This is a genomic window from Proteiniclasticum ruminis (assembly GCF_900115135.1).
GTDB lineage: Bacteria > Bacillota > Clostridia > Clostridiales > Clostridiaceae > Proteiniclasticum > Proteiniclasticum ruminis_A.
This window is the reverse complement of sequence record NZ_FOVK01000008.1, coordinates 45136-70598: the sequence shown is the minus strand read 5'-3', so window position 1 is coordinate 70598 and position 25463 is coordinate 45136. Positions and strand designations below refer to the sequence as shown.

Here is a 25463-nt window from a genome sequence, read left to right as displayed (position 1 = left end):
CTACCTACCTCAATATATCGGTTCCGCTCAGTGCCTCCAGTACGTTCAGAAGTGCCGGTCCTAAAATGATGATGAAGATGGCGGGAAGGAAGAAAAAGACCAGAGGAAAAATCATCTTCACAGGCAGCTTCGCCACGGCCTGCTCAATCCGCTGTCTTCTTCTTGTTCTTGCGGACATGGACTGGACTCGGAGCATATTGGCTATGTTTGATCCCAGCTGGTCCGCCTGGATCACTGCTGTGACAAAGGTATTGAGATCCTCTACACCAGTTCTTCTGGATAAAGAACGTAGAGCCTCCGATCGATTACGACCTTTTGAAATATCATCTAGAACCGCTCTGATTTCTTCTGCCAAAGCACCCTTCATTTTTTCAGCGGAGCGCTTCATGGCCATATCAAAGCCTAGACCAGCTTCCACAGAAACGTAGAGAAGATCCAGAAAACTAGGGAGAGACACTTGAATCTCCTCCTGCCTTTTTCTGGCGATGCTCCGGTACTGCACATAGGGAAGCATCCATCCTATAAAGGCCATCACTGCTGTGAATAAGAGCGCTGGAAGGTTTGCAAGAATTGTTACGGCATACATGAGCCCACCGAAAATAACAGCACTGACCAGCTGAAGAAGAAGAAGCTTATTGGTGTTCATGATCTTCTGCTTTCCAGCTTGGATGATCAGTGTCTCATACTTGTCCTTGATGCCGGAAGGAGTCATTCTTCCCACGGCCTTGGCCATGCGGTCCACCAGAGGTGCTATGACACGGTCAATGAAGGGCGTCTTCAGTTCATCTTCCTCGTAATCCACGCCTATGGCTTTAATGGACTGAAGCCTTTCAGAAACCATAACTCTTTTTCCAAAGAAGAACTGATAGAATACTACCGTGATGAGTGTTACAGTAACGAGCGTGAGTAAATAAAGTAGCGGCTCCATACAGTCTCCTCCTTACATTTTTACTTTGATGATTTTCACTAGAATCAGCACACCAATGGTCTGCATGGTCAGTACTACACCTATGAGGATATTTCCAATGAGGGTGTTAAAGAGCGGCAGCATAAACTCCGGATTGAGGAGATTCAGGATGATTGCCAGCACAAAGGGAATGGATCCCACCACAACGGCGGACATCTTACTCTGAGCGGTGATGGTCTTAATATCTCCACGTAGCTTAATACGGTCTCTAATGGTATTAGCCAGCACATCCAGAATCTCAGAAAGGTTTCCCCCTACCTGACGCTGAATGAGGATGGCGGTGACAAAGATGTCAATGTCTTCATCATCGGTTCTCTTGGAAAAATCGGAAAGGGCTTCATCGATGGGTTTTCCAAGGGAGTTGTCCCGGACGATCTTATTGAACTCAAAAGCGATGGGGTCTTCCATCTCTTTCCCAGCCACCAGCATGGACTGGGTGAAACTAAGTCCTGCACGAAGTCCATTGGAGAGAATCGATAAAGCCTCCGGAAGCTGATTGTTCAGCTTCTTTCCTCTGCTTACCTTAGCCATTCTTACATAAAGCCCTGGAATCATATAGAGAATCAGCATAACGATGATCACGATAAACACCGGAACTTTCAAGAGGTACAGCAGAATTCCAACTGCGCCACTTAAAAGGACCGAAATACCAAAAAGTTCTTCTGGCTTCAAAGGCAAATGGGCTTTGGTCAAGGTATCCTTATTCTTATCGTAGATTTTCCCAATGAATCCAATTCTTGAAAGCTTCGACAAAAAGAGCTCGTTTCTGGGGAGCTGCTGATTTTCTCCACGCTCTTCAGCGTAATTCTCCACATCAGAAGTTCTGATTTTCTCCATACGGTGCTGAATCTGTGCAGACTTTCCAAAGAACAGGAGATACAGTCCCACCAGAAGGAGAAGGACACTGAAGAATACTCCTGCATAGATTGCATAAATCATTCTTACTACCTCCTCATCTGAGATGGATCCGGAGGCATCTCATATTTTTTGAAAATGGCCGATGGCACATTCTCTCCATAGGTTTTCAGTTTCTCTATGAACTTCGGTACAATGCCCGTAGCCACGTGTTTTCCCATGACCTTCCCTGTCTCATCAAAGCCTTCCTGACGGAAGACAAAGATGTCCTGAAGGGTGATGGTATCATTTTCCATGCCCACCACTTCGGATACTTTTGTGATTTTTCTGGAACCGTCATTAAATCTGGACACCTGCACAATGAGATCCAATGCCGACGCAATCTGCTCACGGATGGCTTTGGAAGGAAGCTCCATACCAGCCATCATGACCATGGTCTCCAATCTGGACAACGTATCTCTTGGCGTATTAGCATGGATGGTGGTGAGAGAACCATCATGACCTGTATTCATAGCCTGAAGCATATCCAGCGCTTCTGCCGAACGGACCTCACCTACAACGATTCTATCCGGTCTCATACGAAGGGTGTTGACCACCAGGTCTCTGATGGTGACTTTTCCTTTTCCTTCAATGTTCGCAGGACGGCTTTCCAAGGTCAGCACATGCTCCTGCTGGAGCTGAAGCTCTGCCGCATCCTCCACAGTGATGATACGTTCATCATGAGGGATAAAACTCGAAATGACATTTAGAAGCGTCGTCTTACCACTGCCGGTACCACCGGAAACAATGACATTGCATCTGCCCCGGACACTGGCCCGTAAAAACTTCGCCATATCCATATTTAGGGTTCCAAAGGTGATCAGGTCTTCCAAAGTAAAGGGATCTGTAGAGAACTTTCGGATGGTGATGGTGGGGCCTTTTATGGCCAGTGGTGGAATGATGATATTCACACGGGATCCATCCGGGAGTCTTGCATCCACCATAGGACTGCTTTCATCCACACGTCTGCCTAAGGGTGCAATGATTTTATCGATGGTATGGAGCACATGCTGATCGTTTCTGAAAGTCACCGTGGTAGGTTCAATCTTACCGAAACGTTCAATATATACATGATTGGGACCGTTGACCATAACTTCTGTTACTGATGGGTCATGCAGATAGGACGTTACAGGCCCATATCCAAAGACTTCATCCATGACATACTTTGTGATTTTCTGTTTGTCACTGATGAGCCAGTGCTTTCTATGACGGGTGGAAAGGTCATTGATGGAAGCGCCAATCTGCTCCTTGATGATTTTTTCCTGCTCTTCAAGCTTGCTGTCCGGATTCATCACCACATCATCGATGACTGCTTCCAGTACAAGTGTTGAAAACTCCTCTATCTCTTTTTTCTTTTTTTCGCTTTGTTCTTCCTGCTGATCCTTTTTCGCATCCTGATTGTTTAATCCAAAACTGTTCAGCATCATTTGTCGTCACCTCTCTCTTCCTCTGACTTTGCTGTTAGGACTCTTTACCATCTCCAATGGTCTTCACCATTTTGCTGATGGATCTTGTGATGGAACCTCTGGGATGCTTCGTAACATAAGGAATCCCTTGATTCAGCGTTGAAGTTGCTTTCTTATAGTCTGCGGGTACCACATACTGAATTTCATAGCCCAGTGTTTTTTCAATATCCTTTGGTCTGATTTCACTTCTTCTGCTCTGCTTGTTGAGTAGTACAGAAATTTTAGATTTTGGAAAGTTGAAGTCCACAAAAGTGGCGATGGCTCCTTTGACATTTCTCACTGTTGCCACTTCAGGGGTCGTCAGAAGAAAAACCTTCTCCGCAAACACAAAGGCCGGATTCACTGGGTCATAGAATCTGGAGGGCATATCCACAATGACATAATCATAGGCCAGTTGAAGGTTCTTCAGAATCAGCTGAATATGTTCTGCATTGATGAATTCATTCATTCTCGGCTCGATATTTGCCGCAAGCACTTTGACCCCGGACTCATGACTTGTCATGTAGGTATTCAGGTATTCCGGATCCAGGTTCCGGATGTCATCCACCACGTCTGAAATGGTATAGCGTGGTGTCAGGTTCATCGCCAGCGCAATGCTGCCAAAATCCAGATCAAAATCCACCAAGGCTACTTTCTTCCCCGTATTTTTCGCAAGGGAAACCGCAAGGTTTGTGGAGAGAAAAGTTTTTCCCACACCACCTTTGGTGCTGAAGAGGGTGAAAATCTGCCCATACCCTGTTGATTTCCTCTGCTTGGCTGGTGTCACCTTCTGAAATTCCATTCTCTTTCTGGTGAGCTTATTGGCCTGATAGATAGAGTCCACCAGCTTATTAGGCTTAATCGGTACTAATACCACATCCTTTGCGCCTGAAAAAAGTGCCCGGTGCATGATGTCTTCATGGACTTCTGATTCAATAATAATCACCGCTTTGTCCATATACTCTGTGGTGACACGTTCGCAAAAGTCGTATCCGTCTCCATTGTAGTTGGAAGAGACCAGAACCACATCCACATTCTCCACATCGATAATGGCCAAAGCATCCTCCATGGTATCTGCATCTCTTGCGATGGAGATGTAGTCCACATTGGTAAGAATATTTTCTATCTCAAATTTTTCTTCCAAATTGGTACTTAAAATGAGTACTTTAATGGTATCCACTTACCTCGACCTCCATTCTGCAAAGTTATCAATGCCAAACTGAGTCAGGTTCACCGTCTCACCATCCAGGGGATTTCTAAGGGTCATGTTGAGGGCCCCGAACTGGCTGGCAAAAACCAGCACTTCTGCCTGCTCCGGGGTCACCAGGAGCGTCAGACTGCTTGTGAGGCCACCATTGGCTGCTAAAGCTTCCGGACTGTTTTGCGGATTAATGCCTTTTTTGATGATTTCAATATTCTGAAACTGGGTGATGGTAAGGGGTGTTGGATTAATACCTGGCTCCGTATATGTGGCAAGGATGTCCACCTTATCTCCTACGGAGATATAACCTGCTACGCCAGACACTTCTCCAATGGCCAGCGTCAGCGCTCTCATGTTTTCAGGAATTAAATAGGCAAGTTCTGTACCTTCCTGATCGAAGGCAATCCTACTTTTCAGCACCTGCTCTCCTGTGATGATTTCTGATTTTGTAATGAAGCCCACAATCTCCGCTGCATCTTTTACGGCATCTGGATGCAAAGCACCTTCTGGAATGTTCGTCACCTGAAGCATTTCCTCTGTGATTCTGGTGTTTTCCGGAATGGTATTGATGGCTGTAATGACAGCAGCTGTTTTGATCTCCGGTGGTGGAGGCTCTTCAATCCCTGAGATGTAGTTATAAAGCAGCACCACCGTGATAAGTGCCAAAAGCACTGCAATGACCAGGACACGTTTTTTCAGTTTCACAGTTTCTCCCCTCTCTTTCATCCACTAAAACATAAAAAGGGTCCATCCGCGCTACGAGGAACACCCCTCCAGGCAGATGAACCACAAGCTTATTTCACAAGTTTACTGTATTTTGCAGCATCAGGCTCCACTGGATTAAACAATTGATCTCCGCTGACAATAATCACTTCCAATTGTCTAACCTCCCCAGTCATTCGTCCAAGTATCGTACCTTTTGGATAGTCCACACCCTCGGGCGTTATTGGATAGGATCTTGCGTTTCCAGATCCTAGTGATGTGTAATTCGGACCAAGGAGTGCATGCTCTGACCCCACTGCATCTTTATTGTTCTTTGATCCGTCCACGATGATATCCAATATTTCATATACAGCAAACTCTTTGATCTCAAAGTACAGTGTATTACCTTGGGACCTCACAAAGTCTGCTATTGGAATCAGCCCATACATAAACCTTTCTCGCTCTAATTGTGATGGGAGACTATTTGCTTTTTTCATTCTATCTTCTACGGAGCCTATGAGTGAATTCGCCTGTCCGGGCTTTCCTTCAAACTCTTGGTCAATGAACATGGTAATTTTACTGGAGTTACCAGCGAGGGCACTGTTGATGACATTCTGACCATTCCATGCAGGATCCAGATAAATGTATCCTGTATTATTAGGATACTCCACTCCATTGACGGTGATTTTCTCACTGTGCAGATAATCTCTGCCAACCTCATAAGATTCTCTTGTCAGATAAATAGGAAGAATATGTCCACCGGCGGTCTTTTTGACATAGCCCCAGGTAGCAACTGCACTGGCGCTGACATCCTGGTTGTTGAACCCAAGGAGTCTCGCAAAAAACAAACTGTCATTTTTCTGCGGGGATACTACGATGACATCACGATAATCACTTGATCCATTTTCAAGGGTGATATTCATTTTCTTGATTTCTACAAAAGGAACTCCCTCGGCCCCATTGCTGATTGCCGTTTCTTTTGCGATTCTAATGGCCTCAGATTTAATACCAGCCAAAACCAAAGCATCTGTAACACCCATGGTTTTTTCCATTTCTCTGGCTCCTGCAAGAGCTCCTGCATCAGCCGCTGTTACCATCTGCCTCCTGCTTGTATACAGCATTCCTGCATCTACAACAATGGCCGAAAATCCTAGAATTACCATAAACAGAAAGAGAAGCATAAAAATACCCGCTGCACCTTTTTCATCCCGAAACAGCCTTTTTAGCAGCATTTCCATTCTCCTCCTTTACTCAATTCTCATAACGGCTTTGGCTTGAATCTCCACCGGTCCATTGAAGAACAATCCCACCAGTGGCTGAACCAATCCTTTAATTTCAACAATCGCATTATTGGTATTGTTGATGATCTCATCATTGGTCGAATACTTAAAGTGTGTACTATCATTAGGAATTGTGATTCCGCTCACACCTGCCACCGCTTCAGAGGATGCGATGTAGGCACGGTTTCTCTGATCTATGGTAGACACTACCGCAACACGTGCACCTTCACGGGCCGCACTGGTCAGTGTAATCTTCGCATTAAAGAGCCATCCGAATTCTAGAATGCCAAGAAGAACAAATAAAACCAAAGGAATTGCGATGGCAAACTCTGCAATTCCCTGGCCATCTTCCTCTTTCATTCTCTTCCATCTTCTTAACATAACCTTTCACCTCATTCGGTTCAAAAAAAACTGGGAATCCAATTGGTATAGACCAAAGTAGCACCTATGGAAATGGGAATTGCATAGGGAATATAGAGCTTATTAGTACTTGCTTCATTCTTCTTCATCGCTCCGTACCATTCAATAATTTTGTGTTGTCCCGTCAACCGATAAAGAAATTTCAATAGCGGACTTATGAGAAAGCCTCCAAAAAGTTTGAATGATGTACCTAACCCTCTTTTATAGATCCCATATCCAATGGCAATGATCCCACCGACAATGGCAGTATAGATAAAAGTCAAGAACACAAACCTTGCTCCCATGACCGCCCCTATGGCTGCCATGAGCTTCACATCTCCCGCTCCCATTCCTCCTAAGATAAAAGGGAGAAGAAAAATAAGAAAACCAACGATAAACCCCAAAAGACTTGACCATAACCCAGAAACACCAGAATAAACTGTTGAAAGAATCACTCCTGCTGCTATGGCTGGAACCGTAATCTTATTGGGAATCTTCTGAGTCCGATAGTCATGGTAAACACTCATGACGAGTAAAAGAAATAACAGAACTGTGAAGATTGTTTCCGCCATGTGTACCACCGCCTTCTAGTGTAGTAAAGCCCCCCTGATGAGGGGGGCTTTACAATGATTAGTTATACATCAGCTTCAAGCACCAGATTCTAAATTTGGTGCACCTTGGATATTATCTCTTATTCTCTCGTAAATTCCTTGAATCTCATCACCAAAAATACCAACAACAGCTACTGCGATAACTACCATCAGTAGCAGAATGAGTCCATATTCAACTAAGCCTTGCCCCTCTTCTTCTTTCCAAAGTCTTTTCAATAGATCCATCGTTCTCTCTCCTTTTAAATAAGATAAGTAAACAGAAATGTTTTTTATATACCTCATTCTAAACTCGTCTGATTATTTTGTCAATTGATTTTCTATGAATTATTCTATTTTCTTAAGTTAAAACTAAATAAAATAGCCTTAATCGACATAAAAACTTAAAAATTCCTCAAATTATTAAAATTATACACTACTGTATAATTTTAGAATTAATTATATTAAATATTTAAACAACTGTAACTATTCGCTAATTTTTTTAAATCGCCATAGGTTATTTCACAATAATTCTGATAATTGATGTTCTATAAACAATCTATAAAGCCTGCAGTAAAGACCCTTGAAATCAAAGCTATAAACCCTTATCCTTTTCACTATCTTATCAATGTCCCCGTTAGAATATTCAATCATTTTATGTCTATCTGCTATCACCACCCGCAGATTTTCTACGATACCCGAAGAATAGCCCTCTCTTTTCTAAATCTCATTGATTTTCCACTATAATTTTCCGCCAGAAAAGACAAAAAAAGAAGAAGCCAGCGGATATACTGACTTCTACTGTCTATGATATTGATTCTTTTGCTTTTATTCCTGTTCTAGTATAACCTGCTTTGCTCTTAAGATGGAGGAAGCAGACATGGAGAATTCATCCAGACCATACTCCACAAGTGTTGGAATTGCAGTCTCATCTCCTGCCATTTCTCCACACATACCACACCATTTCCCCTGGGAATGAGCTCCATCAATGGTCATCTTGATCAGTCTCAGCACCGCTGGATGCATTGGATCGTAAAGGTAAGAAACCTTCTCACTCATACGGTCCGCAGCTAAAGTATACTGAATCAGGTCGTTGGTGCCGATGGAGAAGAAATCCACATGCTTTGCCAGTTCATCTGCCATGACAGCAGCGGCTGGGATTTCCACCATGATGCCCCACTCGATGGATTCAGAAACATCGTGCCCTTCCGCCTTCAGCTCCACAGTGCATTCTTCCACCAGTTCCTTGGATTTCTGGAACTCACTTAAGGAAGACACCATAGGGAACATCACCTTGAGGTTTCCATAAACGGATGCTCTTAAAAGCGCTCTCAGCTGAATCTTGAAAAGATCTGTACGGTCCAGACACAGTCTGATGGCACGGTAACCAAGGAATGGATTCATCTCATTAGGCATTGCCAGGTAAGGCAGCTGCTTGTCTCCACCAATGTCCAGGGTTCTGATGACCACAGGCTTTCCTTCCATCTTCTCCAGCACATACTTATAGGATCCAAACTGTTCTTCTTCTGTTGGCATATCATCTCTATCCATATAGAGGAACTCTGTACGGAAGAGACCAATGCCGTCCGCTCCATTTTCCAGAACCTTATGGACATCCTCAGGCTTTCCGATATTTCCTGCCACTTCAATGCGCTTGCCGGACTTGGTCTTTGCCTTTACGTCCACCAGCTTCTTCAGTTCTTCCTTTTCCTGATTGTAGGCTTCCTGAAGGGCCACATACTTTGTTACAGTTTCATGGTCCGGATCAATGATGACTCTTCCTTCAATTCCATCCACAATGAGGATATCCCCATTCTGAACAGATTCTGTGATGTCATGAAGACCCACCACCGCAGGAATCTCGAGAGTTCTCGCCATAATGGCGCTATGGGAGGTTCTTCCACCGATATTAGTCAGGAAGGCAATGACTTTTTCCTTATCCAGCTGCGCTGTATCAGAAGGTGTCAGATCATGGGCAATGACAATGGTATTGGTTTCTTCAATATCAAAGCTGTCCTCAATGCCCGCAAGATTGTTCATCAGTCTCTTGGCCACGTCCTTGATGTCCGCAGCACGTTCTCTCATATACTCATCTTCCATGGATTCGAAGATCGCCACATAGCTGCTGCTCACATCACTTGCTGCTTTCAGCGCATTAAGACCGTTGTTCTCGATTTCTCCTTCGATGGCTCCGATAAACTCAGGATCATCAAAAAGCATCAGATGCGCATCAAAGACCATGGCTTTTTCTTCTCCCATGGAATCCAGTGCTTTCTTCTTGATTTTCTCCAGCTGGACCTTGGACTTTTCGCAGGCCTTTCTTAAAAGATCCTTCTCCTTGGCCACATCCTGGACCTTCTCCTCCGTGATGTTCAGCTCCACATGTTTCTTGATAAATGCTTGTCCGATGGCATAGCCTCTTGACGCCGGTATTCCGATTTTCATTTTACCCCTCCAATATATTCGTATTGCAATATGATTTTTGGTTCTCTTACTTCAATGTCAAATCGTGGTCTTCCAGATACTGTGAAACCATCTCTTCCATATAAGCCACCAGTTCTCCCACCGGATGACTCTTCTCTTTGGCACAAACCTTGGCCGCTCTGTCACAGAGAAAACACTTTCTCGGTTCATAGGAAAGTTCGATCCTCCCCACCGCATAGTCTTCATCGGTATCATAAACATCAATGTCCACAAACCGTCCCAGATCATGCTGCTGTTCAATGAAGATGGAATTCTCCTTCAAGGTTCTGGCATCACCTTTCACCACATAGAACATGGTGGGTCCTTCTGGAGTCTCATAGACTTCATGGATGAGTATCTTCTCTTTGAAAATTTCTCCAATGGTTTTTGAGATTTCTGCATTAATGAGTCTTGTGATGTCGTTGTTCTTCTCCACGCCGGGATAGTTTGCCCGGACCGTCAGCACAGGATACATATGCACCTTATGAAGGTTTTCGATGATGGTGCATTTCTTCTCCTGATATCGTACGAGTTCCTCATATCCTTCTTTTGTCATTCTCTTTAGTGCAGGCATTTCTTTTGTTCTTGGCTTCTCCAAATGGTTCCTCTCCTTGCCCTCTTAGTGCGAAACGTGACACAAGAAAAAAACACAACCGTTTACTTCATTATATCACAGGTTTTTTACTCAACTGACAGAAAGAAATTGAAAAAAAAGAAATCACCAAAAGGAACTAAATCGTTCCCCCCGGTGATTTTAGTTTTTCAACTACATATTCATCTACTCATAGTTTATAGGAGAAAGGGACGGGAATCAAGAAATGTTTCAAAAAAACTGCAATTTTTAACCTCATTTCTCTTGAAAAATGACAAATTTCCTGCGAAAAGCATCGATTCCCTTCTCCCAGATAGAAAAACACGAACGGGAGAAAACCACAGTTCGGATTTTTCCACTCACCTTAAAAAAATCAGCTGCACAAAAAAACAGAATCAGAAGTTTTCCTCTGACTCTGTAAATCAAAAACTATACCATCTTGAACTCTGTGCCTGAGATCTTCTGCTCCATCATTCTTTTTACGACGCTGGCCAGATGAGCTCCTGCCTCAGAAGGATTGATCCCATTCTCATGGATATTCGAGATGACATTTCGAAGAGACTCCGGCATACCTACTTTCCCTTTATAGGAAAGATATGCACTCATGGAGGCAAAGGTCGAAAGACCTGGCCTTTCTCCAATGAGCATGATGGTTACCTTCGGCTGGAGAAGCTCTGTAATGACATCCATGGCAGGGACTCTTGCATACTTCACGTATAAAGGTGCGCCACTTGTCAGTCCCTCGATCTTCAGCCCTTGTACAAGAGCCTGATAGACGCTGGAAGTGTTTTTCTCCATGGCTGTGCTGGAAAGTCCTTCCGAGAGGATGATCTGCACATCTGCATTTTTGATGCAGCTTTCTAAAATATGCTTCTTCGTCTCTTCATCAAACATCCTGCCCAGGTCCGGTCTTGACAGATATTCATCCTTATCTTGGCACTGGGTTTTTACCATGACCATCCGAAGGTCTTTGGCGATGTCCTCCGGTGCTTCTGATAAAGCAGCGTCATAAGCCCCTGCATGGTCCATGAGCATTCTTAAGTAGGCTTTCGTTCGATATCTAGGGCCGCATCTTCCAAGGCCCATTCTGGCATCGGTCTTCTTTTTGATTCTTAAAAACTCTGGCCCATTCACAGGATTCTCAAAGTCCAGATAGGAAGTATAGTCATCCAGAAGGATATCCGGAATCACATCGTCTTCCACCACGGTACCTTGAGGTGCTTTTCCTGATTCTACAGCTTTTGGCTCTTCTTCCAGAGGTGTGCTCTTTCTGAGGCTTTCTTCACTTTTCTTCATGGTTTCCAAAACTTCTTCAACAATTCTTTTCAGCTGATCATCATTCATGTTCATCGCCTCCTACAAGAAGATGGAAGCGTCGCCTGCCAAAGCAGTAAGCTTTCCAAGTTCATCCATGAGTCCTTTTTTCATGAGCCATCTGTGGAACTCCGGTGCGGGTTTTTTCCCCATGAGCTCCCGAAGACAGGCATCATCATGAAAACTGGTGTCCTGATAGGCAAGCATGACATCATCCCCATGGGGTATACCCATGAAGAAATTTGCACCTGCCATGGTAAGAAGCATGGTACCGATCTGCTGATCGTCCATATTGATTGGGGTATGATTTGTGAAGCAAGGGGCCATGCCCATGGGCAGTCCCATGAGTTTTCCCATGAAATGGTCTTCCAGGTTTGCCCGGATCATTTCCTTGCCATCATAGATGGTCTCCGGTCCAATGAATCCACTGACATTGTTCACCATGAATGGATCAAAATATCTGGCAAAGCCGTAGGTTCTGGCTTCCAAGGTCATCTCATCAACGCCTTCATCAGCATCCACAGACACTTCTGAGCCTTGACCGGTTTCAAAATATAGAAGGTTCGGTCCGGAACTGATGCCAAACTCAAAAGCCACCTGATAGGCTTCCTGTATGAGTTTTTTTGTGACACCGAAGCTGTCGTTGGTCTTCTCGGTTCCTGCTATGGACTGGAAGATCATGGAAAGAGGTGTGCCTCTTCTCATGGCATCCATCTGGGTCGTGATATGGGACAGCACTGTAATCTGCGTTGGCACATCGTATTTTTTCACAAACTCAAAGACTTTCTGTGCAATACGGTTGGTGCTTTCAAAGTTATCCTCCACAGGATTGATCCCGATGCAGGCATCTCCAGAACCGAAGGAAATCCCTTCCATCACTCCTAAGATGATGGTTTCCGGATTGTCTGTGGTGCTGTTGGCCTGAATGCGGTAGGACAGGGTCCCCGGGTGACCGATCTCTGTGTTGCATCTGGTGATTTTATGGATTTTGCTGGCACCATAGACCAGGTCCATGGAACTCATAAGCTTTGCTACCCCTGCTGCCACTTCTCCACTGATGCCTCTGGAGATTCTCTTCAGATCATCGTTGGTGGTCTTATGGTCCAGAATGAGTTCCCGTAAGTTTCCTATGGACATTCTTCGGATTCTCTCATAGGTCTTTTTGTTCATGCCATCCAGATTCACTCTGGTGACTTCATCTTTTTCATAGGGCACTGTTGGATTCTCCACAAGATCCTCCACCAGCATCTCCGACAGCACGACCTTGGCCGCTACTCTTTCTGTTTCATCACTGGCTGCAATCTTCTGCAACCTGTCACCGGCCTTGGGCTCATTAGCCTTGGCCAGCACGTCTTTCACATCTTTAAACTGGTATACTTTTCCGTTGACAATTGTTTTGAGTTTCATGCTGCGCTCCTTTACATGATACTTAACCGGAATCATGGCCTTCCGGTTAGCGTGTACTTTAGCTCCTGCACATGAGGCGGCAGTATAGTAAAGAATACCCACCCGTACTCTTTAGACTGCCTTTATTATTCACCTGGTACAAAACAACGGAAAACAACATAGAATAAGACTTTACACCTCTTTAAAAGAACAACTTACGAATAGATGAGCATATTTTCTATATACCATCTATCTCCGTGCCAAGTTTTCTATGTTATGTCGCTATTGTAGCAATGATTGAATTTTCTGTCAATAAATTGTTGAAGTCGTTTACGATGCTCTGTTATGGGTGTTAGAGCATCTTTACGCACTATAAAAGAGCACTCGAAGGTGCTCCTATCCTGCTATTATACAAGTTATTCTTACTCTTTCTTCAAACTTCTTCTAATCCTTCTGCAGTATTACGCTGAGCCACTTGTCATCCTTACGTTCCTCGCGTACATCAGATGTGACATAAATCTCCATAATACAGTATCTATTAAAAACAGAGTCCATTCTTGAATAGATTTTTAGTCATAAGAGTAAAACCGGCTTCTTTCTTTAAACTTTCTTTCCCCATCACTTCTCAAAAAAAATGCTAGCACTAGTGGATCATGGCATATAACAGCATAACAGAACTGTGCCCCCGTGAATAATAGGAGTTTACCCACATTTCATGACATGATATAATATGAGTGCACTCATATTGAGGGAGAGGTATAATTATGGCAAGGATTACTCCAGAAAACAAATCGGAAACCAGAGCTGCCATCATAAAAGAGTCAATGAAGCTTTTTAATGATTTTGGTTATGCTAAAACAAACACAAAAACAATAGCTCAGCGGTGTAACATAGCTGAAGGGACAGTTTTCAACTATTTTGCAACAAAAGATGATATCTTAATGGCAGTCTTTGAAGACTTATCATCACGGTCCGACTTCACAGAGACTCCATCGTCTATTCATCCTTCAGACAAAATCATAGATATTTTCATGATTCCCTTGAGAAATCTGAATCGCATCCCAAAACAGTTCGTTATGGACATCATGATTTCGGCTATGAAGTTGTCCAAGAAGAACAACACGCTACTCCATAAGCTGCTAGCTCTGGACATGTCCTATATAAAAAAAGCGGAAGAATATATGAAAGTCTCATTAGCCTTTGAGCAAAGTGAAATGACCCCACAGTTGCTTGCAGAAGTGTTTTATTCAACTGTTGCTACAGAATATCTGTTATACATTTTTAATGAGACTATACCATTCGTTGAATTTGAAAACACTGTCAGAAATAAACTACGAATACTCATGAAACCTTATCACAAAGACTTCTGCTCTTCAGTTCAGCAGGGCTAATTGCTACAAAAGGAAGCAATACACTTTGCATGGTTGCTTGTAACATGACACAGAAACAACAAGAATGCATTAGTACCCTTTTCTCTCTATTAGCCCTATACAGCTAAGCACATATTAATGTATGGTGGAAAAAAGCTATTTTAGTTCCAAAGGAGTACTTTAACATGAAAACATCTATACGCATTCCAAAGTTCCTTCATGAGCTGTTTGGCATCCAACAACAACGAACCGAGTTCATCATAATTGTAGTTTTTGCAGCAACAGCAACACTACTAACCTTCTTATCCACTTCTTCTTATTGGCTGCAGCTAAAATGGTATCAAACTTTAGTCTTATGGCTTTTATTTTTTGATATCTCTGGAGGCGTAGTCGCCAATCTCAGTACAGGTACCAATGAATATTACAACTACCGTCCTAAAAGCAGATGGATTTTCATTGCTGTTCACATTCAACCACTTATTTTAGCAGCAGTTCTACAAAGTCACTTTTTTATAGCTTTCATAATTTGGTCGTATACCATTGCAAGTGCATCTCTGATAAATATTCTAAGAGAGAAGGTTTACCACCGTTTGTTAGCAGGAGCTCTTTGTGCAATGGCTATTATCATCTTCATCTTAAGTGACATTGCCCTTCCCTTACCCCTTACCCTAATTTATTTACTCTATATGTTAAAGGTAGTCTACTGTTTTTCTGTAAATCATACTGGGAATCCTTAATTTTCCATTGATTCTGGTTTGGCCTCATAGTATTTGCTGATTGAAAATGATTTATGGTCAAACATTGCCTTGTCATTCACCGCATCCACTTAATCATTTCTAATAGTTAACTCCACTCATGAATCCCTTGAGGTGAAGCTGAAAGCAGTTTTTGAGAAATGATCTTGTTTTCTGATGTATATAGAACTCTAGTCCAAGTACACGTTCTCTGCACTCATATAGATAAAAACAAAGAAAGACCGTACTCTCTCCTTACCAAAGAGAGCTCGGTCTTTCTTACCTTTTTGTATCATTTTACCCTTCACAGCTTAAACATTAAGGTACTCTATCAATCTTTCCTTCTGTGGCGGAATCGCTTCTGAAGAGTTCAAAAACCTGAGAAACTCCTCTTCTCTTAACCATTGGTATCCAATAGTCTCCCCTTCCTGAAGCTTTACAGAGGTCTTGTCACAATCTGTAATGACCAGATAACTAATAAATATCGTATTCTCTGTGTATGTCTTTCCAATTTCCTGAAATGAAATCCCTGTTAGGCCAGTTTCTTCTTGAAGCTCCCGCTTGGCTGCTTCCACCGGTGTTTCTCCCTTTAGGGCACTTCCCCCTGCCGTCGCTTCCATCCACCCGGGATATCCTTCCTTCTGAAAGTCCCGCTGCACGAGAAGATAGTCTCCATCCACATGCCTCACAAGCATCTCGGATACTAGATGATATAACCCATAAGGAATGGGCTCCCCACGGATGAGATCTCTATCCGCTCTTCTTCCATCCTGATCATACGCGTCCCAAAGTTCCATATACTTCACCTCATTAATATCTATGGCCTATATTCTATGCTTTCTTCCTCAAAAACAACAGCACCTAGGCGATCATAGCTTACAATCTTTTGAAATTCTCCCTCACTTTCCCAAGTTAAAAGAAACATATCTCCATAGAACTTTTCTTGTGTGAGCACTATCCCTTCAGTTAAATATATTTCCAGTCTATCTATGCTCTTATCATTGACGATACCATAAACTTTTTTTCTATTATCTGAGCTAGACCAGGTATAAGAAATCGGTTTTTCTTCATTTACCTCAATGCCAGTTACCTGGCTCCCGAATCGCCAGAATATACCTAAGGCTCTATTAACCGTATTACAGGAGATCCATTGTTCATATTTTCCAAGATAATATTTACCACCTGGAAAGCTCTCTATATGGAGAACTTCTGAAGGTCCATAGTGAATACTTCTCTCAGAAGCCTTATGGGCGGCTAAAGGATCCAAGTAAAGATTGCTTGTTGTGATAAAGAGAAAGGAAAACGCCATAAGAAGTACAGTATTTCTAATAATCTTCTGTTTTCTATTCATGAGCACCACCTGCCTGTAGAGGGATTTCGAACTTATAATATCTGTTGTAGTAGTCATATTCTATATTAAGCATCTTTGCTTCTTCTGGGAAATCATGAATCGTCCGTAAGCTTTTAGAAAAAATCCCTCCGGTAGAAAATCCTGAACCATCAAAAAAATCTTTTCCAGTATCATCCGTGATAATACCCAAATTTCCAAAGGACCAACCTCCCCCAAAAAGCCTAGTATCCACATCGCTGTAGATGATATGGAGATTTCCATTTATTTCATAGATGATTTCTTCCACTTTGATGATACGGTCATCAATCTTTCTCTTCTCATTCACTTCAATGGAATAAAGAATATTTTCTTTGGGAATGGTCTTGGATGGATTCCGACCAAAAAAAGACATGCCAAAAGGAACCATAATCGTAAAGATCAAATAGAGGCTTCCTACAAAAAGCAATACGTTCGAAATATACAGAATCCAACCGATGATAGGATTATGCTCCTTATTGAGCGCTTTTCCGATTTCCTTGGGATCCCCAAAATTCTCCAAAGCCATTTTCTCAGCTTCTTTAGGAGTGTAGCCTTCTGATATATAGTCTTCCACGCGCTCCTCCAGATGACTTCTGAGCTCTTTCTTAATAAACTCATGATCAAACGAGAACTTCACCTGAGAAAGCACCTCTTTCAGATAGCTCTCTTTATCTTGCCAGCTCATACTGCCCCCCAAAAACAACCTTTTCCACAGACTCGGTAAAGACATTCCACTGCTCTTTTTCAAGAGCCAGCTGTTTTTTTCCTCTCACCGTGATCTGATAATACTTCCTTTCTCTTCCCGCATCCCCTTTGGACAGATAGGACTTCAGCCATCCCATATTCTCCATCTTATGCAGCACTGGATAGAGCGTTCCCTCTTTGAACTGGAAAGAGCTGTCCGAGCGAAGCTCCAGCTCCTTGATGATCTCATAGCCATACATATCCTGACTGGAAAGAAGAGACAAAAGGAGCAGCGCCGTGGTTCCACCCAATAGATTTTTATCAAAATTCATAAGAAATCCTCCTTTCTTTATACCTAGACCTTCTATGATTAGAATACCTTGAACTTCGAGGTATGTCAATGAGGAACTTTTCCATTTTACCACGTAAAAAAATCCGCCAGCCTTCGCCAGCGGACTTCATTATAACTAGGCTATTCTTCTGGAAGGAAACTTTCTTGGATGATCTCTTCGGTATCGGCATCCATATATTTTAGGTGAAGCTCCACTTCTTCCCCCTGGAATGTCTGATAAAATCCTACAGATAGAAGAATCGTTAACCCAGAAAAATCAAATGCATTCTCATATCCTGCCCGGTCCACATACACTTCTACTTCTTTGTATCCATTGCTTGTTCTGATGTCTTTGATATACGGCGTATCTTCTCCTTCAATGAGTTCATTGAAAGTTTCTTTGATGCTTTCTGACATCTCTTCCATCATCTCTTTATGCTTATCTCGGGACATCTTGATCCAAAGAGAACCATCCTCCATGACCTTAGCATCAGAAAAATCCGGGTTCTCTTTCAGATACACTTCTCTGTCAAAGCCGCTGAGATCCCCAGCCATGTCAGGAGGCAAAGTCACCTCAACACTGAGAAGATTCTTGTCCACATTAGGTCCAGCTGATTCTTCTTCCTCTCCGTCTGTCCCTACCGGTGACCCCTCTTGAGGTTCCTTCACTTCATCTTTCTTTGAGCATCCAAAACTGAATGCAAGAAGCAGCAGCATAAACCCTGCAATGATCTTCCTTTTCATTTCATCTCCTCCAATTTTTACTTAATTCAAATTGTCTGCTCTGATATAGAAATCAGAATTCGTATTAAACATATTGTCCTTGAACGCCAATACAAGGCTTCTACTGTCCTTGTGCGTGCCAAAGAACATCACTGCTCTGCTCTTTGCGCCCTTGATTGTCTCAGTGGGATATTCATCTGAGAAGTTGGGATACACATATCCTGTATTTCCCTGTTCATCAATGAGGGTGAAGGAGTACTCTGAAATGTACACCGGTTCCTCCATACTCACATTGGCATAGCTGTAAGCAATCTTGTAAACAGCCTCTGGGTTCTTCACTTCATACTCATTTCTCTCAGAGGTTTTTTCAACCGAATCTATGGTCACGGTATATACACCGTCTTCTGTGGTAATTTCAATGGTCTCTCCCACAGCAAAGGTATTCTCATACTCTGGCAATGTCCCGTTCAGATTCACTTCAGCCTCACTGCCTACTTGCAGGGAAAACACACAATCGGACTGGGATGAAAAGAAGTTGTCATAATAATGGACCTGAATCTTGCTGCTTTTTTCGGTGGTACCTACAGCGAAGGAAGCAAGGGTTTTCGCTCCCATTGGCGTATATTCCGGACTGAATCCAGAATCTACTGGATACGTGTCCATCATGTTACCCCCTTCATCCACCATCTTGAACTCCATATCAGAAATATAGATTTCATCCTCGCTGCGAAGATTCTCATAAAGATACTCAATGAGAAGCACCTGCTCCACCTCTTTCTCCGAGAACTCGTTGCGCTCCTCCGTTTCCTTCACACTGACAATGGTCAATGCATACTGGTCATCAAAAGCGATCCGGTCTCCAATGGTATACACAACATCTTCATCCTGTTCATCCACAGCATCTTCCGGGGCATCCACAGGTTCTTCCTTCTTCACCGGCACATCTCCATCGGTTTTCTTCACAGATTCTACACTGGAACCGCACCCAGAGAGTGCAAGAATAGACAAAAGCACTACAGCAATCCAGGTTTTTTTCATTTTACATTCCCCCATTATTGATTCATATAGTTCTATACGTACACTGTAGCACTTTCATTGTCCCGAAAACCGTACAGATGTTAGAGTGTTCATCTTTAATAATTACCACATTCGTTTTTCAACCAATGAAAAAAGCTCCAGCAAAACCGCCAGAGCCTTTCAATTTCATATCTCTTCCTTGAATGTCCATAAAGTAGGGTCAGATCTATTAGAGAACTGCAAGCTTTCATCCTTTAGGCTTTAACCGCCCACCTGAGCTTTGCTGATCTTGCCCTGCCGTTGCTTCTGATTTCCTCATCCGAAGGTCTGATGGGACTCTTGGCCACATCACTGTAAATGCCTTCCCTTTGATAATGCTTGAACGCTTTCTTCACAAGCCGGTCTTCCCCGGAATGGAAGGTAAGAATGGCGACACGTCCGCCCGGTGCCAGCACATGGGGAAGCTTCTCCAAAAACTCAAAGAGCACTTCAAACTCGCTGTTCACATCAATTCTCAATGCCTGGAAACATCTCTGACAGGACTTCTTGATGTCGTCTTTTCTCGTTTTTTCGGGAATGAACTGCAGCGCCTCAGAGATGATCTCCCGCAGCATGGTGGTGGTGGAAATTTCGATGCCCTTCTTATTGTACTTGGTAATGGCCTTTGCTATAACATCTGCATAAGGCTCATCAGCATTCTCGATGAACATCCCCTCTAGCTCTTCTTCTGTGAGGGATTTCAGCCGCTCCGCTCCAGAAACACCTTTCTTCGGATCCAGTCTCAGGTCCAATGGTCCATCCACCTTGAAGGAGAATCCTCTCTCCGGATTGTCGATCTGCATGGAAGACACCCCAAGATCCGCCAGGACAAAATCAAGAGGTCCTGACTCTTTTGCCACCTCATCAATCTCAGCAAAGTTTCTTTGAAGGATGGTGAGAATCTCCGGTCCAAATCCTTGGGCGGCCAGTCTTTCTCTTGTTTTCGGAAGCTCTATGGGATCCACATCCAAAGAATAGAGATGCCCTTTCCCCTGAAGCTTCGCTGCCATTTCTTTTGTGTGACCGCCATAGCCTAAGGTCGCATCAAGCCCCGTCTGGCCTGGCTGGATGTTGAGAAACTCCAGAATCTCCTCCACACAGATGGACCGGTGCATCCCTGCTGGTGTGCTCCCCTTCTCCATGACCTTCTTCACGGTATCCTGATACTTCTCCGGCTGAAGCTCTTTATACTTTTCCTCAAACTTCTTCGGATGGGTCCCGCTGTATCTTTTTCTTCTTTTATGTTTGATCTCTGTCTGCTCTACACTTTTCTTCTCGTCCATGTTCTATGTAAGAAGTACTTCCTAGGTAAACTCATTAAAAAGATGGGCTCTGCCTTTTTCCTTCTTCTCCTCCTTTAAAACTATTCTTTACTACCCATACTACCTTATTTTCAGTGTTTTGTAAGCTATAAGAATTCAGTCCTCATTGAAACAGGTCTCATCTTCCTTCTCAGACCTTTCCCTGAAAAACAAAAAATGCACAGATTTTCATCCATGCATTTTTGTGTAGTCAAGCTATAGAGAGCTGTTAGAAATTTCCATCTGCCTTCATTTCTGTAAGAAGGGTGTTTGCTAGTTTCAGGTAGTTATCCCAAGCTCCGTTTCTCACGGTGAATCCACTGGAAGCGTAGTTTCCGGATTCATCGATGGCTGGAAGCTCACTTAGATCCAGAAGATCCTGAGTGTCCACTACCTTTGCATTCAGCGCATCCATCTGGACATTGAATCCGATTCTGGATGGCTCATCGTACTGTACAGAACCATATTTGGAAAGACCATAGTACATTTTCTGAGCTGGAGCTTCAATGTCTTTCGCTGCATCTGCAAAAATCTCATCGTATCTGACAGAGGTGATCTTCTTGTCTTTCAGGGTCACCTGAAGACGGCCTGTAAGTCCACCGCTCAGTTCTTCAGAGATCTCATAGTACTTTTCAGTGGCAGGTTCAGCCATCAGTGCAGACAGCTTTTCTGCCAGAGGAAGCATGGACTGGTTGATGCTGTTGGAAGCTCCTGAAACCACTTCAAACTCTCCAGTGAGGCTCTGGGATTCCATCATCTGCTTTTCCACCAGAAGAACGCTCTCAATCCAAGCAGCGCCCTTTACGGCCTTCATGTCATAGTTGTATTCTGATGTACGCTTTGGCACATTCTGATAAAATCTGTTGTAATAGTTCGCTCTTGTCATTTCATTGAACTCCACAAGAACCATCTCATCTCCATTCATGACCACTTCAAGAATCCCTAAGTGACCCTGTCTGAAACGTTCTTCTACACGGAAGTAGTCTCCCTTGGTGATGCCAAGCTTTGGCTGGATGCTCCATTCGGAAGCTTCCACTTTTTCCTCTTCCTGAGGAGTTTCTGCTGGTGTTTCAACCTGTGGCGCTTCCTTTGCTGCACATCCGGAAAGAGTCAGCACAAGGCCAAGAGCAGTGATTCCTTTAAGAAGGTTGCTGATGTTTTTGTTCATATTCTGTACCCCTTATTTGTTTTATTTTGATCTTCGTTCCTGATTTTTGTTACGTATTTATCATACTAATCTTTCCAGGAAATCAGAATGCACAAAACAAGGGCAGCACCCCAACAAAACATGGATTCGTTAATTTCTAATCAATCTTCTCTTCCTTCATCCGGGCACGGTACTCCATGGGCGTTTCTCCCGTGGCCTTTCTAAACTGCTTTGCAAAGTACTCGGCGCTTTGATACCCAAGCCGCTCCGCAATCTCATAGCTTCTCAGCTCCTCCTCCTGAAGAAGCACCATGGCCCGCTGGACTTTGACACGGAAAAGATATTCGCCTAAGGTCAGTCCCGTCTCCTCCTTAAACACTTCACCCAGATGATTTTTGGTGAGGTAGAACTTTTCTGCCAAGCGGTCCAGAGTCAGCTTTCCTTCAGGATGCAAGAGGATAAACTCTTCCAGTTCCCTCACCAGGGGATGCTCTCCTTTATCTGGCAAAAGGTACGCCATGATGCTTACCAGTCTGCCCATTCGATCCATAAACTGAAGTTCCAGTTCCTGAATCGATGCCTCTTTGGACAATCGGGATCTGCTCATTTGGTAGTGCGGATAGAGGGGTGCCAGCCAGGGACTTCTTCTCTCCACCTCCATTAGAATCTCCTCATAAACCTTCTCCAGCACCAGTGCGGTTTTCAAAAGATCGAGATTCAGGGCATCGTAGGCGGTGTTCACTAAGGATGCACTTTTCTTTAACGCATCCTCCTGTCCAGAAACGATCCTTTCTGTGAGATCCAGCACTTCCTTTTGAGGATAGTAGAGGTCCACACTATCTAAAAGCTTTTCTTCCAGAAGTCTCTTTTCTTCTTTTTCCTTCTCCACCTGGGATAGATGAGCCGAAACCTTCAGAAAAAGACTCCGAAGCTCCTCCTCTTTCACAGGCTTCACAAGATAATCAAAAATACCAAAGGCGATGGCCTCCTTCGCCAAAGAAAACTCCGCATAATCACTGAGAAACACCACATACTTCGAAAGATTTCTGGCCTTCACTTCCTTCAGAAGCGAAAGACCATCCATCCGGGGCATTCGGATATCTGAGATGAGAAGATCCACCGGTTCCTTTTCCAGCATCCGAAGAGCTTCTATCCCATCTGCTGCTTCCGCATGAAGAAGGAAAGAAGAGTCTTCGTTCCACAGGGGCAGTCTACGGATCTGCCTTCTGAATACTTCCATATCATCCACAATCATGACCTTCCATGGTCTTTTCATCTAAACTCTCTCTCCTTCTTTTGGAAATCTCAGGTGCACTGCAGCACCTGCTCCTGGATTTCCTTCCATGGTAATCTCTCCCTGATGCTTCTCCATGATCTTTTTGACCGTGGCAAGGCCAATGCCCGTTCCTTCAAATTCTTCTTTATTGTGCAGCCTTTGAAGCACTTCAAAGAGTTTCCCGGAATCTTCCATATCAAACCCCGCACCATTGTCTTTGATGGTGAGAACATACCCTTTGTCCGTATGCTCTGCCTGCACCTCAACCACTGCTTGCTCTACGTTTTTCGTAAACTTCACTGCATTGGACAGAATATTTCTTAGAGCCTGCCTGAAGAGCATCCGGTCAGCCCATAGATCAGGAAGGGACTCCTCCATCTGAAGGACGATGTTTCTCTCCTCACAGGAAGCTTTCTGCTCCAGAAACAGGGACCACACTTCTTCCCGCACATGAATCCACTCCATCTTCAGCTGGGTTTTGGACACCACTGAATACTTCAGGAGCTGATCAATGAGGGCAATCATTTCCGTTGATGTTTTCTCAATCTGATGCAGCATGTCCTTGGGATCCTCTGCTATGGAGTCTGCCAGGTCCTCCTTCAGCATCTTCACATAGGCATCAATGGCCTTTAAGGGAGATTTCAAGTCATGGGAAATGGTATACGAGAAGCTTTCCAGCTCCGATACCGCCTTCTGAAGATCCTTTGTTCTTTCCTCTACCCTTTGGCTGAGCTCCTGATTGAGTGTGCGCACTTCATCCATGGCCTTCTGATAATTGGTCACATCTCTCCCCACAGAAATAATCTTCGGCTGTCCATCCTGCTCTTCCATTTTTGCATGGAGCCACAGATAATGGCGCTCCCCTTCTTTTCCAAGAATGACCACTTCAAAGTTGTTCACTTCTTTCTCTTCTTTCAAAAGCTCCACCAGCTCTTCCCGGACAAATGGATCCAGATAAAGGTCTTCCATGTTCTTTGTAAGAAGCTCCTCCACCTCATAGCCGAGGATCTCTTTCACCGAAGGAGAAGCAATAAGAACCTTGCCGCCCAAGGTGGTCTCAAGGTAAAGATCATGGATTCCTTCAAAAATGGTCATGTACTTCTTTTCGCTTTTAAGAAGAGACTCCTGGTTTTCTAAAGCTCTCTGAAAATACCGCACTGCAATGCCACCCATGATGATGAATAAAATCGTGGACAAAAAAAGCGTCACTTTCGTTTTATCATCGGGAGGCATCAGCCATTCTCCGACCTTTTTCTCCTCAATGATGCCATTTTGGATGGAAAGAATAAAGCCAATGAAAAGAAGCCCAAAAGAAACCATCCCTGCCATGATCCGTCCGCTGTATCTGCTGGAGGACGAGGACTTCAGGCGTAGAATCCTTCTTGCTGGTGGGAGAAGAAGCACTGCATCGCAGACCGCAACGAGCACGGATTCCATGAGGATCCCCCTCATAACAAAGAGCACCACGATGCTTCTGCTGATTTCCGTCACTGCTTGAGGATTCCAAAAAGGAGGATTCCAGCGGAAGAGAAGCGGAAAAAGAGTGCTGTACAATATCCATCGCACTGCAGCATGAAAGGCTTGAATCACGTACAGGTTCGTAAACCAAACCTTCTCCTTTTGTCTCCACTCTGCACCCTTTCCATGAAGATAGATCCAAAGAAGAAACGACAGGGCAGGCACCATTGATGCCCACCCATTGGAAAAGCCCAGTATAAAAGGGTACAGCACCGTGCCCCCAAAAAGCGCACTGATGAGTCCGTAAAAAGGTCCCCAGGCCAGGCTAACAAGAAGTGGAAATCCAATGCTCCAGACAAAATTCAGCCTGAATCCACTGAAGTTGAGCCTGATGGAGGCATAGATCAGTATCAGTCCCAAGAGTCCAGAAAGGAGAGAGACTGTTACTTTATACATCCTGTCAGAATCCTTCCCGAGCTGCTTTTTGTCTGCTGTTTCCATCTTCTTCCCCCCCTCACTCATCGCGAACTAAACTTTGTTTTCATTCTATCATAATTTCTGGTTATCCAAAGAAAATCTTAATCGAAAAATATATCAGAGAATATCACGTAGTGTTCATAAAAGAACTGTAGTGTTGTATGGCAAAGAATAGGAGAACCAAACGCATCCTCTTTCAACTGGCTTCAGTTTGCTTCCTTCAATGGAGTCCCCATAGTGTCTTTAATCTCTCATTAAAAAAGGCAATGAGCTCCATTACTCATTGCCTTCTACACCAGTGCAATCA

25 protein-coding genes are annotated in these 25463 nt (G+C 43.7%); 2 read left to right on the top strand and 23 right to left on the bottom strand.

Features of this window, described 5'->3' with window-relative positions:
- Positions 1-4 precede the first annotated feature (4 nt).
- The 13 genes from BM243_RS11240 to eutB form a co-directional block, all read right to left on the bottom strand.
- The gene (locus tag BM243_RS11240; protein ID WP_074912452.1) at positions 5-928 is read right to left on the bottom strand and encodes a type II secretion system F family protein; all 924 of its coding nucleotides are present in this window, start codon (positions 926-928) and stop codon (positions 5-7) included.
- 12 nt (positions 929-940) lie between these two features.
- A complete protein-coding gene (locus BM243_RS11235) occupies positions 941-1906 on the bottom strand; it encodes a type II secretion system F family protein (protein WP_074912451.1) in 966 nt (321 codons plus the stop codon).
- A gap of 5 nt (positions 1907-1911) precedes the next feature.
- Entirely contained in the window at positions 1912-3288 is a 1377-nt protein-coding gene (locus tag BM243_RS11230; protein WP_143093585.1) for a TadA family conjugal transfer-associated ATPase, read from the bottom strand.
- Between the two features lie 34 nt (positions 3289-3322).
- Positions 3323-4486, bottom strand: a complete 1164-nt coding sequence (locus tag BM243_RS11225) for a CpaE/TadZ family protein (RefSeq protein WP_074912450.1) — start codon at positions 4484-4486, stop codon at positions 3323-3325.
- Complete coding sequence (gene cpaB / locus BM243_RS11220) at positions 4487-5212, bottom strand: Flp pilus assembly protein CpaB (protein ID WP_074912449.1); 726 nt, start codon at positions 5210-5212, stop codon at positions 4487-4489.
- An 89-nt stretch (positions 5213-5301) separates the two neighbouring features.
- Positions 5302-6441 (bottom strand): pilus assembly protein TadG-related protein, encoded by a 1140-nt coding sequence (locus BM243_RS11215; RefSeq protein WP_074912448.1) that lies wholly within the window; start codon positions 6439-6441, stop codon positions 5302-5304.
- Between the two features lie 15 nt (positions 6442-6456).
- Positions 6457-6870, bottom strand: a complete 414-nt coding sequence (locus BM243_RS11210) for a TadE/TadG family type IV pilus assembly protein (RefSeq protein WP_074912447.1) — start codon at positions 6868-6870, stop codon at positions 6457-6459.
- Positions 6871-6890: 20 nt separating this feature from the next.
- Positions 6891-7460 (bottom strand): A24 family peptidase, encoded by a 570-nt coding sequence (locus tag BM243_RS11205; protein WP_074912446.1) that lies wholly within the window; start codon positions 7458-7460, stop codon positions 6891-6893.
- A 75-nt stretch (positions 7461-7535) separates the two neighbouring features.
- Positions 7536-7724 carry a Flp family type IVb pilin gene (locus tag BM243_RS11200; RefSeq protein WP_074912445.1) on the bottom strand — a complete coding sequence of 63 codons (189 nt, stop codon included), beginning with the start codon at positions 7722-7724 and terminating at the stop codon, positions 7536-7538.
- Positions 7725-8303: 579 nt separating this feature from the next.
- The gene (gene ptsP / locus BM243_RS11195) at positions 8304-9920 is read right to left on the bottom strand and encodes a phosphoenolpyruvate--protein phosphotransferase (protein ID WP_074912444.1); all 1617 of its coding nucleotides are present in this window, start codon (positions 9918-9920) and stop codon (positions 8304-8306) included.
- 46 nt (positions 9921-9966) lie between these two features.
- Positions 9967-10536 (bottom strand): citrate lyase holo-[acyl-carrier protein] synthase, encoded by a 570-nt coding sequence (gene citX / locus BM243_RS11190; RefSeq protein ID WP_074912443.1) that lies wholly within the window; start codon positions 10534-10536, stop codon positions 9967-9969.
- 423 nt (positions 10537-10959) lie between these two features.
- Entirely contained in the window at positions 10960-11874 is a 915-nt protein-coding gene (gene eutC, locus BM243_RS11185; RefSeq protein ID WP_074912442.1) for an ethanolamine ammonia-lyase subunit EutC, read from the bottom strand.
- Between the two features lie 12 nt (positions 11875-11886).
- Positions 11887-13251 (bottom strand): ethanolamine ammonia-lyase subunit EutB, encoded by a 1365-nt coding sequence (eutB, locus tag BM243_RS11180; RefSeq protein ID WP_074912441.1) that lies wholly within the window; start codon positions 13249-13251, stop codon positions 11887-11889.
- A gap of 743 nt (positions 13252-13994) precedes the next feature.
- Between eutB and BM243_RS11175 the strand changes: the two genes are divergently transcribed.
- Together BM243_RS11175 and BM243_RS11170 are read left to right on the top strand one after the other, a co-directional pair.
- Positions 13995-14621: a TetR/AcrR family transcriptional regulator gene (locus tag BM243_RS11175; protein WP_074912440.1), complete on the top strand. Its 627-nt coding sequence runs from the start codon at positions 13995-13997 to the stop codon at positions 14619-14621.
- Between the two features lie 164 nt (positions 14622-14785).
- Positions 14786-15337, top strand: coding sequence for a hypothetical protein (locus BM243_RS11170; RefSeq protein ID WP_074912439.1), 552 nt, complete (start codon positions 14786-14788; stop codon positions 15335-15337).
- A gap of 308 nt (positions 15338-15645) precedes the next feature.
- Here BM243_RS11170 and BM243_RS11165 read toward each other — a convergent pair whose 3' ends face one another.
- The 10 genes from BM243_RS11165 to BM243_RS11120 all read right to left on the bottom strand — a co-directional run bounded on the left by BM243_RS11165 (position 15646) and on the right by BM243_RS11120 (position 25180).
- On the bottom strand, positions 15646-16131 hold the full coding sequence (locus BM243_RS11165; RefSeq protein WP_074912438.1) for an NUDIX hydrolase: 486 nt from the start codon (positions 16129-16131) through the stop codon (positions 15646-15648).
- A 20-nt stretch (positions 16132-16151) separates the two neighbouring features.
- Positions 16152-16685 carry a hypothetical protein gene (locus BM243_RS11160; protein ID WP_083422768.1) on the bottom strand — a complete coding sequence of 178 codons (534 nt, stop codon included), beginning with the start codon at positions 16683-16685 and terminating at the stop codon, positions 16152-16154.
- Entirely contained in the window at positions 16678-17388 is a 711-nt protein-coding gene (locus BM243_RS11155; RefSeq protein WP_074912436.1) for a permease prefix domain 1-containing protein, read from the bottom strand. The genes BM243_RS11160 and BM243_RS11155 overlap by 8 nt, the downstream gene beginning before the upstream one ends.
- Positions 17372-17719, bottom strand: a complete 348-nt coding sequence (locus tag BM243_RS11150) for a PadR family transcriptional regulator (protein ID WP_074912435.1) — start codon at positions 17717-17719, stop codon at positions 17372-17374. Before BM243_RS11150 ends, BM243_RS11155 begins: the two co-directional genes overlap by 17 nt.
- A gap of 140 nt (positions 17720-17859) precedes the next feature.
- Positions 17860-18462, bottom strand: a complete 603-nt coding sequence (locus BM243_RS11145) for a hypothetical protein (RefSeq protein WP_074912434.1) — start codon at positions 18460-18462, stop codon at positions 17860-17862.
- A gap of 21 nt (positions 18463-18483) precedes the next feature.
- Complete coding sequence (locus BM243_RS11140; RefSeq protein WP_074912433.1) at positions 18484-19479, bottom strand: hypothetical protein; 996 nt, start codon at positions 19477-19479, stop codon at positions 18484-18486.
- A gap of 233 nt (positions 19480-19712) precedes the next feature.
- Entirely contained in the window at positions 19713-20780 is a 1068-nt protein-coding gene (gene rsmH / locus BM243_RS11135) for a 16S rRNA (cytosine(1402)-N(4))-methyltransferase RsmH (RefSeq protein WP_074912432.1), read from the bottom strand.
- Positions 20781-21027: 247 nt separating this feature from the next.
- Positions 21028-21966 (bottom strand): FMN-binding protein, encoded by a 939-nt coding sequence (locus tag BM243_RS11130; protein ID WP_074912431.1) that lies wholly within the window; start codon positions 21964-21966, stop codon positions 21028-21030.
- Between the two features lie 136 nt (positions 21967-22102).
- Positions 22103-23221: a response regulator gene (locus BM243_RS11125; RefSeq protein WP_074912430.1), complete on the bottom strand. Its 1119-nt coding sequence runs from the start codon at positions 23219-23221 to the stop codon at positions 22103-22105.
- Entirely contained in the window at positions 23222-25180 is a 1959-nt protein-coding gene (locus BM243_RS11120; RefSeq protein WP_074912429.1) for a sensor histidine kinase, read from the bottom strand.
- Positions 25181-25463 lie beyond the last annotated feature (283 nt).

Bases quoted from the DNA above. Each gene is read 5' to 3' on its own strand.
- ptsP (WP_074912444.1), bottom strand. From the start codon at position 9,920: ATGAAAATCGGAATACCGGCGTCAAGAGGCTATGCCATCGGACAAGCA.
- BM243_RS11140 (WP_074912433.1), bottom strand. From the start codon at position 19,479: ATGAAAAAAACCTGGATTGCTGTAGTGCTTTTGTCTATTCTTGCACTC.
- BM243_RS11240 (WP_074912452.1), bottom strand. From the start codon at position 928: ATGGAGCCGCTACTTTATTTACTCACGCTCGTTACTGTAACACTCATC.
- BM243_RS11205 (WP_074912446.1), bottom strand. From the start codon at position 7,460: ATGGCGGAAACAATCTTCACAGTTCTGTTATTTCTTTTACTCGTCATG.
- BM243_RS11165 (WP_074912438.1), bottom strand. From the start codon at position 16,131: ATGGAACTTTGGGACGCGTATGATCAGGATGGAAGAAGAGCGGATAGA.
- BM243_RS11170 (WP_074912439.1), top strand. From the start codon at position 14,786: ATGAAAACATCTATACGCATTCCAAAGTTCCTTCATGAGCTGTTTGGC.
- eutB (WP_074912441.1), bottom strand. From the start codon at position 13,251: ATGAAACTCAAAACAATTGTCAACGGAAAAGTATACCAGTTTAAAGAT.
- BM243_RS11130 (WP_074912431.1), bottom strand. From the start codon at position 21,966: ATGAACAAAAACATCAGCAACCTTCTTAAAGGAATCACTGCTCTTGGC.
- BM243_RS11215 (WP_074912448.1), bottom strand. From the start codon at position 6,441: ATGCTGCTAAAAAGGCTGTTTCGGGATGAAAAAGGTGCAGCGGGTATT.
- BM243_RS11125 (WP_074912430.1), bottom strand. From the start codon at position 23,221: ATGAAAAGACCATGGAAGGTCATGATTGTGGATGATATGGAAGTATTC.
- BM243_RS11175 (WP_074912440.1), top strand. From the start codon at position 13,995: ATGGCAAGGATTACTCCAGAAAACAAATCGGAAACCAGAGCTGCCATC.
- rsmH (WP_074912432.1), bottom strand. From the start codon at position 20,780: ATGGACGAGAAGAAAAGTGTAGAGCAGACAGAGATCAAACATAAAAGA.
- BM243_RS11200 (WP_074912445.1), bottom strand. From the start codon at position 7,724: ATGGATCTATTGAAAAGACTTTGGAAAGAAGAAGAGGGGCAAGGCTTA.
- eutC (WP_074912442.1), bottom strand. From the start codon at position 11,874: ATGAATGATGATCAGCTGAAAAGAATTGTTGAAGAAGTTTTGGAAACC.
- BM243_RS11230 (WP_143093585.1), bottom strand. From the start codon at position 3,288: ATGATGCTGAACAGTTTTGGATTAAACAATCAGGATGCGAAAAAGGAT.
- BM243_RS11210 (WP_074912447.1), bottom strand. From the start codon at position 6,870: ATGTTAAGAAGATGGAAGAGAATGAAAGAGGAAGATGGCCAGGGAATT.
- BM243_RS11160 (WP_083422768.1), bottom strand. From the start codon at position 16,685: ATGAATAGAAAACAGAAGATTATTAGAAATACTGTACTTCTTATGGCG.
- BM243_RS11235 (WP_074912451.1), bottom strand. From the start codon at position 1,906: ATGATTTATGCAATCTATGCAGGAGTATTCTTCAGTGTCCTTCTCCTT.
- BM243_RS11145 (WP_074912434.1), bottom strand. From the start codon at position 18,462: ATGAAAAGGAAGATCATTGCAGGGTTTATGCTGCTGCTTCTTGCATTC.
- BM243_RS11150 (WP_074912435.1), bottom strand. From the start codon at position 17,719: ATGAATTTTGATAAAAATCTATTGGGTGGAACCACGGCGCTGCTCCTT.
- BM243_RS11120 (WP_074912429.1), bottom strand. From the start codon at position 25,180: ATGGAAACAGCAGACAAAAAGCAGCTCGGGAAGGATTCTGACAGGATG.
- BM243_RS11155 (WP_074912436.1), bottom strand. From the start codon at position 17,388: ATGAGCTGGCAAGATAAAGAGAGCTATCTGAAAGAGGTGCTTTCTCAG.